We start from the raw sequence: 17,163 nt of genomic DNA, 5'->3' as shown, positions 1-17,163 counted from the left end.
GAGTGGTTAAATAGGAACGGAATCAATAAGCTGGAGTCGGGTATGGCGAGCAAGGGAGTGCTGATGGGGCTGGTGGGTGGCGTGCTGTTACTGGCCGGGGCCGGGACGGCCGGGGTCTGGTGGTGGTTGGGCCAATCGACACCGGATGTCGCCGTCAAGGCCCCCGACAAACCCAGTCCCAAGGCCTGGCAGGAGGGATTCGCCGGTTTCTTGCTGGCGCGCTCCGAATCGGAGCAAAGCGGTATCCCCCTGCTCTATCTGGTGGAGCGCAATCCGGGACACTGCTTCTATTGCAAGCAACTGCATCAGGCGCTGTTCGATAACCCAGAGATGAAGGCGGCCATCGCCCCCTTCATCAAGATCTCTTTGAACCCCGACGCCAACAACAACAGCCAGCAGGCGATCGCCCAGTTGCCCGAAATTACCTCTTATCCGGCCATGTTTATGCAGCTCTCGCCCCAGGGGCCCCTGCTCCCCCTCAAGGTGGTGGTGCAGGCCGAGCAAATATGGGTACCGCGGGAAGACTACATGAAGGGCAACTTCATGCCCCTCTCACCGGCCAGCCTGACCCTGGCCATCGACAACACCCGCAAGTTGCTGGCCGCGACGCCGACTCGCTGAGGGTCATCCCAGATCGAACAGGCGCGACATCAGGATGGCGTCCTCGCGATCCGCGCCTGTGCCATAGTACTCCTCCCGTCGGCAATACTCGGCGAAGCCCTCGCTCTCGTAGAGGGCGATGGCCGGTCCATTGCCGGCGCGCACCTCGAGAAACCAGGCCTGCGCCCCCTTGTCCTTGCTACGGGTCAGGTACTCTTGCAGCAGGGCGCGTCCCAGCCCCTTGCCCTGCCACCCGGGATGGACGCAGATGTTCATCAGTGAGCTGTCGCCTGCCACCAGATCCGAGATGAAGAAGCCGACCGGCTCACCCTCGACCAGCATCAGGCCGTTGAGGTAGCGAGGGCCGAAGCAGGAGAGCAGGTTGGCCTGGCTCCAGGGCCAGCGATGGGCGGCCTGTTCAATGGGGTAGACGAGGTCGACGTCGGCCTCGGTCAGGGGGCGAAATTCAGTCATGGTGTGTGCGGATCTGTTGCCACAGGGCGCGCTTGTCGGCGGCGGTGGGATTGAGGGGGCAGACCAGGGCGCCTGGCCTGGCCGGATCGGGCCGGGTCAGCCAGAGCCAGCGCGGCTGACCGGCCGGCAGCGGGCCGGGAGGGTGCAGGCTCACCTCGGCCGGGGTGATGCCGAGCAGGGCGCAGAGATCCTCCAGCAGGGGGCGGGCGGGTAGCCGCTCGGCCACCAGCCAGAGGCCCTGAGGCTCGGTTGCCGCATGAGGCTCCCCGGTCGCGTCGGCGGGGAGAGGATGGCGCAGCTGCCAGCTGGGGATCCCCATCCGGCTAAGCAGGGCGGCGCGAAGATCTGCGGGGGCACGATCAGGCATAGAGAGCGGTCGCTTTGATCTGGGTTGGCAATGAAAGGCGTGAGCAGAGTACACTCGAACCTCTTTTGCTGCACTATTTTGCTGCGCCATGCGAATGGCACATTTCTGGAACGGAGCCTCTCATGCAGCCACAAGGCAATCTGGGCGAGCGGATCGCCCACCTTATTTCAGCCCTCGGAGAAGGGCTTTATGAACGCCAGGATGTGCTGCGTCTCTGTCTGCTGGCGGCCCTCTCGGGAGAGAGCGTCTTTTTGCTCGGCCCCCCGGGGATCGCCAAGAGCCTCATCGCACGGCGCCTCAAGCAGGCCTTCGTCGATGCGCGTCACTTCGAATACCTGATGACCCGTTTCTCCACTCCCGAAGAGGTGTTTGGTCCTCTCTCCATCCAGGCTCTCAAGGAGGAGGGGAAGTACCACAGACTCACCCGGGGTTATCTGCCCGAGGCCGAGGTGGTCTTCCTCGACGAGATCTGGAAGGCGGGCCCGGCCATCCTCAATACCCTGCTCACGGCCATCAACGAGCATCAGTTCCGCAACGGCGACACCCTGCACGATATTCCGTTGCGCCTGCTGGTGACCGCCTCCAACGAGCTGCCGGCGACCGACAGTGGTCTCGAGGCCCTCTACGACCGCATGCTGATCCGCCTGTGGCTGGATCGGGTACAGGAGAAGTCCCACTTCCGGGCCCTGCTCGGCAGCGAAGGGCGCGCCGAGGTGAAGATGCCGGCGGCCCTGCCGGTACGCGGTGAAGAGTATCTGGCCTGGCAGGGGGGCATCGAGCTGGTGCGGTTGCCTGACTCGGTGTTTGAGCTCATCTATCAGCTGCGCCACGCCATCGAGAGCCGGCTGGCACACTGCTATGTGTCGGATCGCCGCTGGAAGAAGGCGGTGCGCCTGGCCAAGGCGAGCGCCTTCTTCAACGGGCGCGATGCGGTGGGTCCCCTCGATCTGCTGCTGCTCAAAGATTGCCTCTGGCACGACGAGAGCTCCCGCCAGGGACTCCATGACATCATGAGCGAGTTGGCAACCCTGCACTGCTTTGACCAACTCTCCCTGAGCCAGCGTCTGCAGAGCCTGCAGGATCAACTGCTGCAGTGGGAGGGGGAGATCGCCGTGCGCCTCGCCCCCACCGCCAGGCGCACCCGCAACTGGCTCGGCCGCGAGACCGGTTGGGCCCTTCACTTCGGCGAGCACCGCGGGCCCAAGGAGAAGGTGGTGCTGCGCCTGCTGTGGCCTGCCCCTCTGGAGGCGGATCATCCGGATCAGCTGAGCGACGAGCTGGAGTTCGATCGGGTGGTGCTCGACTACTGGCGCGAGGGGGCCGAGTCGGTGGCGGGTCGTTGCCTGCGCCACAAGTGGGAGCGGCAACTGGAGCTCTGTCTCGACGAGGAGCGTCATCTGCAGGTGATCGACGCTCAGCGCAACCCGGTCGCCCTGCTGCACCCCACCCTGATGCCCGAGGTGGTCAGCGCCCCCTGGCGCGAGCGGCTGGCGGCTATCACATCGGAGCAGCGGGCCCTGCTGCAGGATATCCGGCGCCAGCGGCTCACCTTTGAGCAGCAGCAATCCCATCTATTCTTGGGGGAGGAGTGGCTGGATCGGATCGAGAGCAGCTTCTTCGTGCTGATGCGTGATGCCGAGGCGGTCATGGCCCGGCTCGACACCTGGAAGGACAGGGTCACAGACCTGGTAGGTTGATTCATGCTGGAAATCGGAGCCATGGAGCTCGGCATCATGATGGCGGAAGGGGAGCTGGTCACCGAGATGGTGCTGGCGCTGGCTGGCTCGAGCAAGCTGGTCGACTTCATGCGCAAGGCCCCCAAAGAGGCGGCCCGCTTGCGACGCCGCCTCTTCAACTGGGGCGATCGGGTGCGCGCCGATCTCCGGCGCAAGCCCGTGCCCCCCGCCATGGAGCGAGAGTATCTCGCCTATCAGGCCTGCCGCCCTCTCTCCTGCCAGCAGTTGCTGGCCCGTAGCCAGACGATTCTGGAGGCGCTGGAGCCCGGTAGCCCCTTCTCCCTCGAGGCTCCCTCCCTGCTCTCCCAGTTGCGAGATTCGCCTACCGAGGCGCGCCGGCGGCTCCTGATGGAGCGTTGGCGCACCAGCCTGGTGGCGGCCCTGCTCCGTTTTCAGCAGGAGCTGGCCGAAGCCGAGCGCGAGAAACAGCAACAGGAGCTGGAGTCCCAGCTGCTGGCCAATCGGGAGTTGGTCGAAGCCCTGGATCCCGAGCAGGTCTCGGCCGGTGGCCTCTGGGATCTGGCTCAGGGAAAATGGCATCCCCGCAGCCTGGTGCTGGTGCGCCAATACGCCGCCATGCTCGAGAAAGAGCCCCTGCTGCGCGAGATAGCAGAGCTGCTCGGTCGCAGCGACAGGGACAAGGAGCGCGACCATCAGCCCAAGCCCCCGGAGCCCATGATCGAGCTGGAGCCGGTCATCAGTGACGAGGTGCCCGACGATCTGGTGGGGATCCACCCGGCCGGGGATCTGCTGCGCATGTTACCGAGCGAATCGGTCATGCTGGGGGACCCGGATCTGGAGTACGAATTCTATCGACGCTACCTGGAGCGTCGCCTGCTCAGCTACCAGCCCAAGGGGATGCTGCCCCGTCAGCGCCTGATCCCCCTGCAACCCAGGGATCAGGGGCGTGAGGAGCAGCAGCGGGGCCCCTTCATCGTCTGTGTCGATACGTCCGGCTCCATGGGGGGGTATCCGGAGGAGTGTGCCAAGGCGCTCTTTCTCGCCCTGCTCAAGGTGGCCATGGCCGAGCAGCGCCCCTGCTTCCTGATGCTCTTCTCCACCGAGGTGGTGACCCTGGAGATCACCGCCGAGACCGGGTTGGAGAAGGCCGAACGTTTCCTCTCCATGAGCTTTCACGGGGGCACGGATCTGGTGCCCTGCCTGGAGCGGGCCCTGACCCAGCTCGAGGCGCCGGCCTTTTTGCGGGCCGATGTGTTGATGCTCTCCGATTTCGTGGCCCAACGCTTGCCCCAGGCTCTGCTCGACCGGTTGAACCAGCGCCGGGCCGCCGAGACCCGTTTCTATGCGGTGGCCATGTCCCGTCACGCCAAGCAGGCCCTGCTGCGGATCTTCGATCGCAGCTGGTTGCTCGACTGCTCCCTGCCCGGTCGCTGGCTGCGGCACTGGAGGCAGCCATGAGTGGCCCGGGGACGAGAGGCCTGTTGCTGCTGGGCACACTGCTGACGCCGCTCTGCGCGTCGACCGTGCCCCTCTCTTCGGCCGAGCTGGAGCGGGAGCTCGGCGCCATCGAACACACCTATCTCGCGGACACCGAGTTTCGGGGGCGGGTGGAGCGTCTGCGTGTCGATCTCTCTGCCTATCCGGCGGCGCAGCAGATGCGGATCCGGCGTCTGGCCTGCTGGACCCAGCCGGCCGACGAGATAGTGGAGTATCGTCAGGCGATGACTCAGGCAAACCAGGAGTATGAGCTGGCCCTTGCCCTGGGTGATGAGGTCGCCCAGAGTGATTTCATCCTCTGTCGGGGCTGGTTTCATCAGCTGCTCGGGGAGATAGCTCTCGCTTACGGGGACTACAGCCAGGCCCTGTCCCTGGCGCAGCACGCCGGAGATCGCAGGCAACAGGCCCAGGCCCTGCTCTATCGGGGCGCCCTCTTCTCGTTTCAGGGGAGTCCGGCCAAGGGGCTCAGCGATCTGATGAGTGCCCAGCGCCTCTACGATGCCCTGTCGCTCCCGAGCTGGTATGGCAAGGTACAGCTGGATCTGGCTGCCACCTACCGCCGCATGGAGCTCTTTGGCCCGGCCCGGCGGCTGCTCGATGAGATAGAGATGCAGTTGCCACCCCAAGGGGACAGCGCCCTTCTCTACGATCTGCATCGCCAGCGGGCCATGCTGGAAAATGGCCAGGGTCACTACCATGAGGCTCTGACCGAGCTGGACAAGGCCGAGGCAAGCCATCCGGAATCCACCGCTCTGGGCCTCTCCCTGCTGCGCCTGGATCGGGCAGAGGCCATGTTGGGGCTGGGGCAGTTGGAGGAGGCAACGGCCCTGCTCAAGCACGTCGGTGAGGCGTTTAAGGCCGAGACAGATCCCCTGCTCAATGGCTACTGGCATCTGCTGATGGCGCAGGCCGACACCCAGGCCGGCGCTTACCAGAGTGCGCTGTTCCACCTCAATCGGGCCGAGCCTCCCCTGCGGCGGGAAGACAACCTGCGTTACCTCATCAGGCTGGCCTCCCTGCGCAGCCAGGCGCTGGAGGGGTTGGGGCAGTTACAGGCGGCTCTCGACGAGCAGCGTCTGTTTATCGCCCTCAGAACTCACTTCATTCGCGAGATCCAGGAGCAGAGTGCCGCCTGGGTACGCGGTGAGTTCGAGCTGGCGCGCCAAGAGGCGGAAAACGCCCTGTTGCGCAGCCATCAGCAGTTGCAGCAACAGGCGCTGGAGTTGGCGGATGAGCGTCGTTTCTGGCTGGCTCTGGTGTTGATCCTGCTGATAGCGACGGGGGCCCTGCTGGTGCGCTGGCTCCTCGAGCGCAATCGCCATATGCGCCAGCTGGCCTTCACCGATGAGCTGACCGGCACCCAGAACCGCCGCCGGGTGTTGAGCCTGGGAGGGCGCATGATGGCCGGTGCCCGTCGGCATGGACACCCCTTCAGCGTGTTGGTGTTCGATATCGATCACTTCAAGCGCATCAATGACAATCTGGGCCACCATCAGGGGGACTGCATTCTCAAGTGGCTGGTGGCCTCTGTGCGCCACCTGCTGCGCCAGCAGGATGTGCTGGGGCGAGTGGGGGGAGAGGAGTTCCTGCTGCTGCTGCCGGGGCTGGAGCTGGCCCAGGCGGCCCGTGTGGCCGAACGGATCCGGGCCTTCATTGCCGGGCGGGCCTTCCCCGGCATGCCCTATCCGGTGACCCTGAGCCTCGGTTGTGCCCAGCTCGGGAGCGGGGACGCCGAGCTCAGCGATCTGATCCGCCGTGCCGATGCTGCCCTCTATCGGGCCAAGGGGGGCGGTCGTAACCGGGTCGAGCTCGACCTCTGACGGGCTGGGTATTTTTCACTCGCGCAGGTATAATGCGCCGCGATTTATCCGCCAACCGGAACCGGGACGCCCATGTAAGACGCCACGACATCCGCCATGTTGACCATGGCCCACTCGTCACGCCGCACTCTGCGAGTCGTGCGTCCGTCCCAATCCCGGCTGCGGCCTGGCCGCTGCCAATCAACTGAAGAATAGTGAATCATGTCATCTGAATTTCTGAGTGAAGTCTCCAAGAGACGCACTTTTGCGATCATCTCGCACCCCGACGCCGGTAAGACCACCATCACCGAGAAAGTGCTGCTGTTCGGACAGGCCATCCAGCGCGCCGGTACCGTCAAGGGCCGTGGCTCGGGCCAGCACGCCAAGTCCGACTGGATGGAGATGGAGAAGCAGCGTGGTATCTCGATCACCACCTCCGTCATGCAGTTCCCCTATGGCGACAGCCTGGTCAACCTGCTCGACACCCCGGGTCACGAGGACTTCTCGGAAGATACCTACCGTACCCTGACGGCGGTCGACTGCTGCCTGATGGTCATCGACGCCGCCAAGGGCGTTGAGGATCGGACCCGCAAGCTGATGGAAGTGACCCGTCTGCGCGATACCCCGATCCTGACCTTCATGAACAAGCTCGACCGGGACATCCGTGACCCGATGGAGCTGCTCGACGAGGTGGAGGGCGAGCTCAACATCATGTGTGCGCCCATCACCTGGCCCATCGGCTGCGGCAAGCTGTTCAAGGGGGTTTATCACCTCTACAAGGATGAGACCTACCTCTACCAGACCGGTCAGGGCCACACCATCCAGGAAGTGCGCATCGTCAAGGGGCTCGACAACCCCGAGCTGGACACCGCCGTGGGCGAGGATCTCGCATCCCAGTTGCGCGGTGAGCTAGAGCTGGTCAAGGGGGCGTCCCACGAGTTCGACCATGAGGCATTCCGTGCCGGCGAGTTGACCCCGGTCTTCTTCGGTACCGCGCTCGGTAACTTCGGCGTCGACCACATGCTGGACGGCCTGACCGAGTGGGCACCGACCCCCATGCCGCGCAAGGCCGAGAGCCGTGAAGTGGTGGCGACCGAGGAGAAGTTCTCCGGCTTCGTGTTCAAGATCCAGGCGAACATGGATCCCAAGCACCGCGACCGCATCGCCTTTATGCGTATCGTCTCCGGTACCTACACCAAGGGCATGAAGATGCGCCATGTGCGCCTCGGTAAGGACGTCAACATCTCCGACGCCGTGACCTTCATGGCCGGCGATCGCGAGCAGGCGGTCGAGGCGGTGGCTGGCGACATCATAGGTCTGCACAACCACGGCACCATCCAGATCGGCGATACCTTCACCCAGGGTGAGGATCTCAAGTTCACCGGCATCCCCAACTTCGCGCCCGAGCTGTTCCGCCGCATTCGCCTGCGTGATCCGCTCAAGCAGAAGCAGTTGCTCAAGGGGCTGGTGCAGCTCTCCGAAGAGGGCGCGGTGCAGGTGTTCCGTCCGCTGATGAACAACGATCTCATCGTGGGGGCGGTCGGTGTGCTGCAGTTCGACGTGGTGGTGTCCCGTCTCAAGAGCGAGTACAACGTCGAGGCCATCTACGAGGCGGTCAACGTGGCGACCGCCCGCTGGGTGGAAGGCAGCGACGTCAAGAAGTTCGAGGAGTTCAAGCGCAAGAATGAGCCGAACCTGGCCCTCGATGGCGGTGACAACCTCACCTACATCGCCCCGACCATGGTCAACCTGCGCCTGGCCCAGGAGCGTCATCCGGACGTCAACTTCCGTCAGACCCGCGAGCATTGACAAGCGCTTGCCTCATCGGCTGACCAGATAAAAACAGACCCCGCCTCGGCGGGGTCTGTTCATTGGCGGCTCGCCTCCGGGCCAGGGGTCATCACTCCTCGGCCGGCGCCTCAAGGGCAGGATCGAGGGAGAGCAGCATGCAGATCTCGCAATCCCCGTGGCCCGTGTGGCCGAGGGGGCCGGGGAGGTGCTCGAACCCCAGGCTCTCGTAGAGGGCGGTCGCCTCGCGCAGGCTGGCGGTGGTCTCCAGGTAGCAGCGGCGGTAGCCCATCTGCCGCGCCTGGGCCAGGGCCTGCAGCACCAGCCGTTTGCCCAGTCCCAGACCGCGCAGGGCCGGCAGGAAGTACATCTTCTGCAGCTCGCAGGTCATCCCGTCACCCCCCTGTAACGGGGCCAAGCCTCCTCCACCCAGTATCTGGCCATCGGGTCCTTCGACAATCCAGTAGCAGCGATCCACCCCCTGATAGACCTCGTAGAGGCGATCGAGGTCCGGATCCGCGACGCCGTAGCCCTTATCGGCGGTGAGACCATACTCGGCCGAGACGGTACGGATCACGGCGGCGATGGCCCGGTTGTCCTCCACCTCGATGGGACGGATCCAGTACCCCTGCTGGCGGCGAGCGCGGGAGAGGGCGCTGCGATAGAGCTGGGTGCCACGCCACAGGGTGTCGCGCTCTTCACCGGTGAGCTGGGCCAGGGCGGCTTCGACCTGGGCATCCATCTCGGCGTGCAGCCCTTCCAACTCGCTGCGTCCCCGCTCGGTCAGGGTCGCGTGCTTGCTGCGCCCGTCTCTGGGGTGATCCTGCCAGGCGATGAGGCCGCGCTCGGCCAGACGCGCCAGGGGGCGGCTGGTGTTGGATTTGTCGATACGCAGCTTGTCGGCCAGTTGCTGGTTGGTGGCGGGACCACTCTCGAGCTCGATCAAGAGGTGAGCCTCGACCGGGCTCAGGGTCAGGGTACCGCACTGCTGGGAGAGCAGTCCCAGCTCACGGACCAGCTCCCGGGAGAGGGCGCGCAGGGATCGGCTGTCCATGAAGTCTCCTTTCGTTGTGGTGTGCAACTTAACATAGGTCACAACGTTGCGTATCGCAAGCAAATAAAAAGGCGGGCCACTTGGGCCCGCCAGGATCACGCGCAGGGATCAAATGAGCTGCGGTAGCAGGGCCTCGCTGTAGGGAACCAGCTCTGCGCCGTTGCGAACCCGCTCGACATAGTCGGGGTTGGCGATGAGAGGGCGGCCGATGGCCACCAGATCGAAGCGGTTGGCCGCGACGGCCTCGGCGGCGCTCTGGGGGGTCAGCTGGCCGACACCCACCAGGGTGCCGCGGTAGTGGGCACGGATATAGTCGCTGGCTCGCCCGTCCAGATAGTCGAAGGTGAGGGCGTCATCGAAGATGCCCACGTGCAGGTAGGCCAGGGTCCGATTGTCCAGCTCGCTCAGCAGATGGTCGAACACGGCGCGATCGCGCACGTCCCCCTCGAGGTGAACATAGGCGCCCGGGGAGAGGCGCAGGGCGGTGCGTTCGCCACCGATGCGCGCGGCGATGGCGTCGACCACCTCCAGGGCAAAGCGGGCCATCTTCTGCGGGCTGCCACCATACTCGTCCTCACGGCGGTTGCTGTCGTGGTGCAGGAACTGGTCGATCAGGTAGCCGTTGGCTCCGTGGATCTCGATCCCGTCGAAGCCGGCGTCGATGGCATTGGCGGCGGCCTGGGCATAATCCCGAACCAGCTGCTCAATCTCGGGCACCGTCAGGGCACGGGGCACCTGATAGGTGAGCTCGCGCATGCGGGGTACCGTCCCCTCGAAGGCGACGGCCGAGGGACCGAGCACCTCGGCCTGATGGAAGAAGGGGTGAGAGAGACGCCCCACGTGCCACAGCTGGGCGAAGATCTTGCCCCCCTTGGCATGCACCGCATCGGTGACGAGCCGCCATCCCTGGATCTGCTCGGGGGTAAACAGGCCCGGGGTGTTGGGGTAGCCCTGGCCGTCCGGGCGAATGATCACCGCCTCGGAGATGATGAGCCCCAGATCGGCGCGGCGGCCATAGTAGGCGGCCATCTGTTCGGTGGGCACCAGCCCAGGCCCTGCCATGCAGCGGGTGAGGGGGGCCATGACGATCCGGTTGGCCAGGGTCAGGGTGTCGTTAAGCTTGAACGGGGTGAAGAGAGAGCTGGTCATGGGTAACTCCGGCGGTTATTCTTGAATGCGCATTCAAAATCTTTTTGAGCGCGAGTGCAACTCTTTTTTGAATGGTTGTTCAAGAATTCATTGGTCCCGATGGCCGCTGTTTTGAATGTCCGTTCAAGAAACGTTGGAGGAAGGGGGCGTCTGGGGTAGACTGCCCGCCGTTTTTATTTGAGGGAGATCCCATGCGCAGTGCCGAATTTGACCGGGAGCAGGTCCTCACCAACGCCATGGAGGTGTTTCGCAGCAAAGGCTACGCCAAGACCACCATGCAGGAGCTGGTGGTCGCCACCGGGCTCCACCCGGGCAGCCTCTATGGGGCCTTTGGCAACAAGCGGGGATTACTGCTGGCCGCCGTCGATCACTATGTGGAGAGTCGCCGCCAGCAGCGTCGTGACCTCATGGCCGGATGCTCTCCCCTGGCGGGGATCCGCGCCTACCTGATCCACCTCTCCGACGAGCTGATCCAGTGCACCTGCCTGGTCACCCGCACCGTGATGGAGCTGGATCAGGATGAGGAGGTGCGCGAGCGGTTGGCCCGGGTCTATCAGGATCTGGAATCGGATCTGGCGGTTGCGCTGCGCGCCGCCATCGAGCAGGGGGAGCTCCCTGCGGCCGAGGTGGCCACCCTCTCGGCCTATCTGTTGGTGGGGGTGCAAGGGCTGGTCACCTTTGCCCAGTGCCGGCGTGATCCGGCCCTCTCCCTGGCGGTGGTCGAGCAACTGCTGGCCGGGCTGGCGGCTCGCTGAGGCAGGCTCACGGGCGTTGTTCGCCCTCTGCCACCAACCCCTTCATCAGGGTACGCAGCCAGAGCAGGGCCGGGTGCTGCCCCAATGCCGGGTGCCAGACGCAGTTGAGGTGGTAGCCCGGCACATCCTCCGGCAGATGCAGACGGCGCAGGGGCCAGTGACCCGCCAGCAGATCGGCCACCTTGCTCGGCAGCACCAGCAGGTGGTCGGTCTGGCAGACGATGGCTGCCGCCGACATATAGCTCTGGCTGTTGACCGAAATGCGTCGCGACAGCCCCTGGCTCTCAAGCCAGCGATCCAGGCTGGTCTCCGAGGTGCCGAGCGGTGAGTGAAACACGTGGGCCATGCCGATGAGTTGCTCCAGCTCGAGCCGTTCACCCATCCCCCCCAGATCGCTGCGCACCAGGCCGGCCAGCGGCTCGGTGAGCCAGGTCTCCTTGCCCAGATACCCGGGCACCTGCATGTACTCGTCAAATCCCAGCACCAGATCGATCTCGCCGCTCGCCAGCTCCGCCTCCGGTAGCCTGTCGCGCAGGATGCGGATCTCGATGCTCACCCCGGGCGCGAGATCCTTGAGCCGCTGGATAAGCGGCGGCACCAGCACGCACTCCACATAGTCGGTGGTGCACAGCACAAAGCGCCGGCGCGAGGTCAGGGGATCGAACTGCTCCTCGTCGGTGAGCTGCTGCTCCAGCAGGCGCAGGGCCTGGCGCACGCCGCTGTGCAGGCGCTGGGCCCGCGGGGTCGGCACCATGCCCTGGGGGGTGCGCACCAGCAAGGGGTCGCCGAAGGCACTGCGCAGCCGGGCCAGGGCATGGCTCATGGCCGGTTGGCTGATATAGAGGGACTCGGCGGCCCGGGTGACGCTCCCTTGTGTCATCAGGGCATCGAGGGCGAGCAGCAGATTGAGGTCGAGCTGGTGCAGTTTCATGGGAAGATCATTTGCCGTATTTATGGGACAATCCATCCTATTCATTTGATGGATGAGTGTGCAACTTCATACACTGCGGCTCACACTCATTTTCCGGGTGCGCCTAGCCCCGGTCTGCCGGTGGATGAGAGTCCGCCCGTTTCCCCATTACCGGCCGTGTGATGGCCCGTCATCACGCCGCCCGCAAGGACATTGCGATGAGCATCAAGACCATCAACTCCACCCCGGCCGCCGACGGCTTCACCATGCCTGCCGAGTGGGCGCACCAGCAAGCCGTCTGGATGATCTGGCCGTTTCGCCCGGACAACTGGCGCGAGGCCGGTCGCTTCGCGCAAGAGACCTTCGCCAAGGTCGCCGATGCCATAGGTCAGGCCACTCCGGTCTTCATGGGGGTCCCTGCCCAGTTTATGGAGCAGGCGCGCGCCATCATGCCCGCCCACGTTACCCTGGTCGAGATGAACAGCGATGACTGCTGGGCCCGCGACACAGGCCCCACCATAGTCACCAACGCCGCCGGCGAGTGCCGCGGGGTGGATTGGGGCTTCAACGCCTGGGGCGGCCACAAGGGCGGCCTCTACTACCCGTGGGATCAAGACGAGCAAGTGGCGGCCCGGATGCTGGAACAGCACGGCATGGATCGCTACGACGCGCCGCTTATCCTGGAGGGGGGCTCTATCCACGTGGACGGCGAAGGCACCTGCATGACCACCGCCGAGTGCCTGCTCAACGAGAACCGCAACCCGGATCTCACCAAGGAGCAGATCGAAGCGCACCTGCGTGACTACCTCGGTGTGAAGAGCTTTATCTGGCTGAACGAGGGCGTCTACATGGACGAAACCGACGGCCACATCGACAACATGTGCTGCTTCGTGCGCCCCGGTGAAGTGGCCCTGCACTGGACCGACGACGAGAACGATCCCCAGTACGAGCGCTCCCTGGCCGCCCTCAAGGTGCTCGAGGCCGCCGTCGACGCCAAGGGTCGCAAGCTCAAAATCTGGAAGCTGCCCCAGCCGGGCCCCCTGTTCTGCACCGAGGAAGAGTCTGCCGGCGTCGAGAGCGGCACCGGTGTACCGCGCGAGGCCGAAGGGCGCCTGGCCGGCTCCTACGTGAACTTCCTCATCACCAACGATCGCATCGTCTACCCGCTGCTGGACACCGCCACCGACGGGCAGGCCCAGCGCATTCTGGAAGAGATCTTCCCGGATCACAAAGTGGTCGGCGTGCCGGCCCGCGAGATCCTGCTGGGCGGTGGCAATATCCACTGCATTACTCAGCAGATCCCTTCTGGCAAATAAGAACCGGATGACGATCCTGCTGCGAGACCGTGATCAAGGCTCATGTGCAGCTCGCTTATGTGAAACCGGGGGCTCACGTATGTTTATACGCTCCGGTTCCTGCGCTGCTCTTCACCTTGCTGACGGCCTCTCGCGACGGGTCGTAAACCGGTTCTAGTTAGTATTCCAAACCCCACGCCGTGGGGTTTTATCGCTTGATGACATGATGGTCGCAGGCCGCTGATGCGGCGATCATCATGACAAACTGTCACCCTTTTACAGGAGATCCCCAATGATCCCGAAAATGGTAGATGTCACCGAGGTTTCCATTGCCGAGCTGCGCGATGCGCTCGAATCAGGCCGCACCACGGCGGTCGAACTGGTCAAGGCCTACCTGGCCCGCATCGAGGCCTATGACGGTCCCGAGACACAGACCCGCCTCAACGCCGTCGTGGTGCGTAACCCCGATGCACTCAAAGAAGCCGAAGCGTCCGATGCCCGCCGTGCCCGTGGCGAAACTCTGGGGCCGCTCGACGGCATCCCCTACACCGCCAAGGACAGCTACCTGGTCAAGGGGCTGACTGCCGCCTCCGGCAGCCCGGCGTTTAAAGATCTGGTGGCCCAGCGCGACGCCTTCACCATAGAGCGCCTGCGCGCCGCCGGTGCGATTTGCCTGGGCAAAACCAATATGCCGCCCATGGCCAATGGCGGCATGCAGCGCGGCGTCTATGGCCGTGCCGAGAGCCCCTACAACGCCGACTACCTGACCGCGCCGTTTGCCTCCGGCTCTTCCAACGGGGCCGGCACCGCCACCGCCGCCAGCTTCTGTGCCTTTGGTCTGGCCGAAGAGACCTGGTCGAGCGGCCGGGGCCCGGCATCCAACAACGGCCTGTGCGCCTACACCCCGTCCCGTGGCGTCATCTCGGTGCGCGGCAACTGGCCCCTGACCCCGACCATGGACGTGGTGGTGCCCTATGCCCGCACCATGGCCGATCTGTTGGAAGTGCTCGATGTAGTGGTGGCCGACGATAGCGATCCCCGTGGCGATCTGTGGCGCCTGCAGCCCTGGGTGCAGCTGCCCAAGGCCTCCGAGGTGCGCCCGGCCTCCTACCTGGAGCTGGCCGCCAAGGCCGATGCCCTCAAGGGCAAGCGCCTCGGCGTGCCGCGCATGTTTATCAACAAGGATGAACTGGCCGGCACCAGCGACAACCCCGGCATCGGCGGCCCGACCGGTCAGCGCATCCATACCCGTGAGACCGTGATCGCCCTCTGGGAAGATGCACGCAAGGCCCTGGAAGCCGCTGGCGCCGAAGTCATCGAAGTGGACTTCCCCCTGGTCTCAAACTGCGAAGGGGACAGACCCGGCGCACCGACCGTCTTTAACCGTGGCATCGTGACCCCGGAGTTTCTCAACGACGAGCTGTGGGAGCTCTCCGGCTGGGCGTTCGATGACTTCCTGCGCGCCAACGGTGACCCCAAGCTCAATCAACTCGCCGATGTGGATGGCCCCCAGATCTTCCCCCACGATCCGGGCACCCTGCCGAACCGCGAGGGCGATCTGGCGGCGGGCATGGACGAGTACGTCAACATGGCCAAGCGCGGCCTGAAATCCTGGGACGAGATTGCCACCGTGCCGGACGGCCTGCGCGCTCTGGAAAAGACCCGCAAGCTGGATCTGGAAGACTGGATGGACGGGCTCAAGCTCGACGCCGTGCTGTTCCCCACCGTCGCCGACGTTGGTCCCGCCGATGCGGATGTGAATCCGATCTCGGCCGATATCGCCTGGAGCAACGGCATCTGGGTGGCCAACGGCAACCTCGCCATTCGCCACCTCGGCGTGCCGACCGTTACCGTCCCCATGGGGGTGATGGCCGATATCGGTATGCCGGTGGGTCTGACCTTCGCCGGGCGCGCCTATGACGACAACAATCTGTTGCGCTTCGCCTCGGCCTTTGAGTCCACCGGCAGCAAGCGCCAGGTGCCGCCGCGTACGCCGCCGTTGGCTTGATTGCTGGTTGGGGTTAAGTATCTATTACTAGTACGATGTTGATGAATACAAAACCACCTGCTGTATGCTGGTGGTTTTGTAAATAGTTAGAATGTTGATGTGTCGGTGGGGGGCTATTTTTTCCTTTTGGAGTTTTCATTTATACTTCTGTACAGTATAAAATTCACTTTTATTAGTAATCACTGAAAGAAAGCGAAACATTTAAGGAGGCGATAAACTCTACACTTCTAATGAAGATTTAGTAGCCTGTAAATGGCTTCTCTCTCTTTCTTTTCTTGAACGTCATTCTTTTTAAATAACATAGGGAATAGGCGTTCTGGTTCTTTTATTGTCGTGCTTTTACTAGTTTCTCCAGTATCTATATTGGTATTACATGTTGCTTCACGATAACTGTGTAAATTTTCTAACGCTTTATTTTCGGTTCTAAAAATACATCTTACTTCTTGGGATTTAGGTGTGTTTTTTAGCATCTCAACCACGGTTGCAACTCTATATAATGTCATTATATCACCCAAGCAATTACTGGCATTGAAATGACCTTTATTCTTTATTTTTAAAATATTTATAGCATCCCGACAACCATAAATGGCAGCAACGCATATTATTATAGCTATGTGTCCATGATGGAATTCTAGCTCCTTTGAAAAACGTACTAATTTTTCAGAAATTATGTATCGGTCTTTTTGAGAAGGTATGCCTGTGATTTTAAAAGAACTATAATAATCAAGTAACTTTAATACGTTGGGGAGCGATAACTCCGCCCACTCATCTTTACTATAATCGCTATTCATTAGTGTGTATATCATGTGTTTTAATAAACTGAGAGGCTCTCTCATGTAATCTAAACCAACAAAGTTGGCGACACATTGCCAATCATGTTCAAATTCTTTTATAACAGCATCAACCGTTAGTTCGTTTTTTCTATCGGTTGCTTTTTCGATGATTGATAGGAGAAATGAAAAACGATATTCTTTACTCTTAGCTAGCTCAGTTAATTCACTAAGGCGTTCTTTTTTCCTATTGTCATTTCCAATGAGTATATTACTTCTATCCTTAATAAGACCGATGGTACATATATCCATCAATAGTATAGTGTGTCCATTGAGAGTTTTTGTTTCTATCATATTAAATCCAAAAGTTTAAAGTGATGTCTTGAAGTTGTTTTAGTGAACTATGATAACCTTTTAGTTAATCAATGTGTAGCGCTGTTTGAGCCTCTTTGTATGTGTTCTGGATATCGAATAGCGAAGCATATTGGGACGATTGAGAACAGGAGAACATTGAGAGTACCGTTGATACCAAAGGTCTCTGGTTTGTTTTTCTAATCACCAGATTTACTCTAAGCGAGAAATTACACTGCGCTAATCGTCCTTACATCAAGGCGGTGATTGCATGCTTTGGCCCTTTACCGCGTTCAAATTCTGGGACACCCACCATTTTGACAGGGGGGAGAGATTCTGGGACACCCACCATTTTGATAAGATTCTGGTAAGATTCTGGGACACCCACCTTTTTGACAGGGGCGTAGTGGTCTGCTTGGCTTGAAGCCTCACTGCCGAGGAACTTGCCATGACCATCGCCCGCTCACGTCAAATCAGTCGAAAGATTCTGGGACACCCACCATTTTGACAGGGGCGTAGCGCTCTGCTTGGCTTGAAGCATTACTGCCGAGGAACTCGCCATGACCATCGCCCGCTCACGTCAAATTAGCCTGCAGGATACGCCCTACTACCACGTGGTGAGCCGCTGTGTGCGGCGGGCGTTTCTGTG

At 62.1% G+C, this 17,163-nt stretch carries 14 protein-coding genes and 1 pseudogene; 9 read left to right on the top strand and 6 right to left on the bottom strand.

Annotated elements, in window-relative coordinates:
* Positions 1-42: 42 nt before the first annotated feature.
* Complete coding sequence (locus AB5Y48_RS15925) at positions 43-621, top strand: hypothetical protein (protein WP_050666477.1); 579 nt, start codon at positions 43-45, stop codon at positions 619-621.
* A gap of 3 nt (positions 622-624) precedes the next feature.
* On the opposite strand, the gene rimI is transcribed toward AB5Y48_RS15925, so the two are convergent.
* On the bottom strand, positions 625-1,074 hold the full coding sequence (gene rimI, locus AB5Y48_RS15920) for a ribosomal protein S18-alanine N-acetyltransferase (protein ID WP_050666478.1): 450 nt from the start codon (positions 1,072-1,074) through the stop codon (positions 625-627).
* Positions 1,067-1,441 (bottom strand): DNA polymerase III subunit psi, encoded by a 375-nt coding sequence (locus AB5Y48_RS15915; RefSeq protein ID WP_050666479.1) that lies wholly within the window; start codon positions 1,439-1,441, stop codon positions 1,067-1,069. The genes rimI and AB5Y48_RS15915 overlap by 8 nt, the downstream gene beginning before the upstream one ends.
* Before the next feature lie 122 nt (positions 1,442-1,563).
* Here AB5Y48_RS15915 and AB5Y48_RS15910 point away from each other — a divergent pair, with 122 nt between their 5' ends.
* From AB5Y48_RS15910 to prfC, 4 genes are all read left to right on the top strand, one after another.
* Positions 1,564-3,138 carry an ATPase RavA domain-containing protein gene (locus AB5Y48_RS15910; protein ID WP_224160278.1) on the top strand — a complete coding sequence of 525 codons (1,575 nt, stop codon included), beginning with the start codon at positions 1,564-1,566 and terminating at the stop codon, positions 3,136-3,138.
* 3 nt (positions 3,139-3,141) lie between these two features.
* Positions 3,142-4,596 (top strand): ATPase RavA stimulator ViaA, encoded by a 1,455-nt coding sequence (gene viaA / locus AB5Y48_RS15905; protein WP_050666481.1) that lies wholly within the window; start codon positions 3,142-3,144, stop codon positions 4,594-4,596.
* A complete protein-coding gene (locus tag AB5Y48_RS15900) occupies positions 4,593-6,455 on the top strand; it encodes a GGDEF domain-containing protein (RefSeq protein WP_050666482.1) in 1,863 nt (620 codons plus the stop codon). Before viaA ends, AB5Y48_RS15900 begins: the two co-directional genes overlap by 4 nt.
* Positions 6,456-6,653: 198 nt before the next feature.
* Positions 6,654-8,243 carry a peptide chain release factor 3 gene (prfC, locus tag AB5Y48_RS15895; protein WP_136614217.1) on the top strand — a complete coding sequence of 530 codons (1,590 nt, stop codon included), beginning with the start codon at positions 6,654-6,656 and terminating at the stop codon, positions 8,241-8,243.
* A 91-nt stretch (positions 8,244-8,334) separates the two neighbouring features.
* On the opposite strand, the gene AB5Y48_RS15890 is transcribed toward prfC, so the two are convergent.
* Together AB5Y48_RS15890 and AB5Y48_RS15885 are read right to left on the bottom strand one after the other, a co-directional pair.
* The gene (locus AB5Y48_RS15890) at positions 8,335-9,276 is read right to left on the bottom strand and encodes a bifunctional helix-turn-helix transcriptional regulator/GNAT family N-acetyltransferase (protein ID WP_224160276.1); all 942 of its coding nucleotides are present in this window, start codon (positions 9,274-9,276) and stop codon (positions 8,335-8,337) included.
* Positions 9,277-9,384: 108 nt separating this feature from the next.
* Positions 9,385-10,425, bottom strand: a complete 1,041-nt coding sequence (locus tag AB5Y48_RS15885; protein ID WP_224162212.1) for an alkene reductase — start codon at positions 10,423-10,425, stop codon at positions 9,385-9,387.
* 191 nt (positions 10,426-10,616) lie between these two features.
* Here AB5Y48_RS15885 and AB5Y48_RS15880 point away from each other — a divergent pair, with 191 nt between their 5' ends.
* The gene (locus AB5Y48_RS15880) at positions 10,617-11,180 is read left to right on the top strand and encodes a TetR/AcrR family transcriptional regulator (protein ID WP_368165088.1); all 564 of its coding nucleotides are present in this window, start codon (positions 10,617-10,619) and stop codon (positions 11,178-11,180) included.
* A gap of 7 nt (positions 11,181-11,187) precedes the next feature.
* Here the strand turns inward: AB5Y48_RS15880 and AB5Y48_RS15875 are convergent, their stop codons facing one another.
* Positions 11,188-12,111: a LysR family transcriptional regulator gene (locus AB5Y48_RS15875; protein ID WP_368165086.1), complete on the bottom strand. Its 924-nt coding sequence runs from the start codon at positions 12,109-12,111 to the stop codon at positions 11,188-11,190.
* Between the two features lie 197 nt (positions 12,112-12,308).
* Between AB5Y48_RS15875 and aguA the strand changes: the two genes are divergently transcribed.
* Positions 12,309-13,406 carry an agmatine deiminase gene (aguA, locus tag AB5Y48_RS15870; protein WP_368165084.1) on the top strand — a complete coding sequence of 366 codons (1,098 nt, stop codon included), beginning with the start codon at positions 12,309-12,311 and terminating at the stop codon, positions 13,404-13,406.
* 283 nt (positions 13,407-13,689) lie between these two features.
* Positions 13,690-15,393, top strand: coding sequence for an amidase (locus AB5Y48_RS15865; protein ID WP_368165098.1), 1,704 nt, complete (start codon positions 13,690-13,692; stop codon positions 15,391-15,393).
* Positions 15,394-15,620: 227 nt separating this feature from the next.
* Here the strand turns inward: AB5Y48_RS15865 and AB5Y48_RS15860 are convergent, their stop codons facing one another.
* Entirely contained in the window at positions 15,621-16,517 is an 897-nt protein-coding gene (locus tag AB5Y48_RS15860) for a hypothetical protein (protein WP_368165082.1), read from the bottom strand.
* A 557-nt stretch (positions 16,518-17,074) separates the two neighbouring features.
* On the opposite strand from AB5Y48_RS15860, the pseudogene AB5Y48_RS15855 reads away from it, so the two are divergent.
* A pseudogene (locus AB5Y48_RS15855) lies at positions 17,075-17,163 on the top strand (transposase); the annotation flags it as partial.

The organism is Aeromonas sp. R6-2 (genome assembly GCF_040908155.1).
Classification (GTDB): domain Bacteria; phylum Pseudomonadota; class Gammaproteobacteria; order Enterobacterales; family Aeromonadaceae; genus Aeromonas; species Aeromonas schubertii.
The sequence above is the reverse complement of the archived record's forward strand: the minus strand, read 5'-3'. Positions and strand labels throughout refer to the sequence as shown.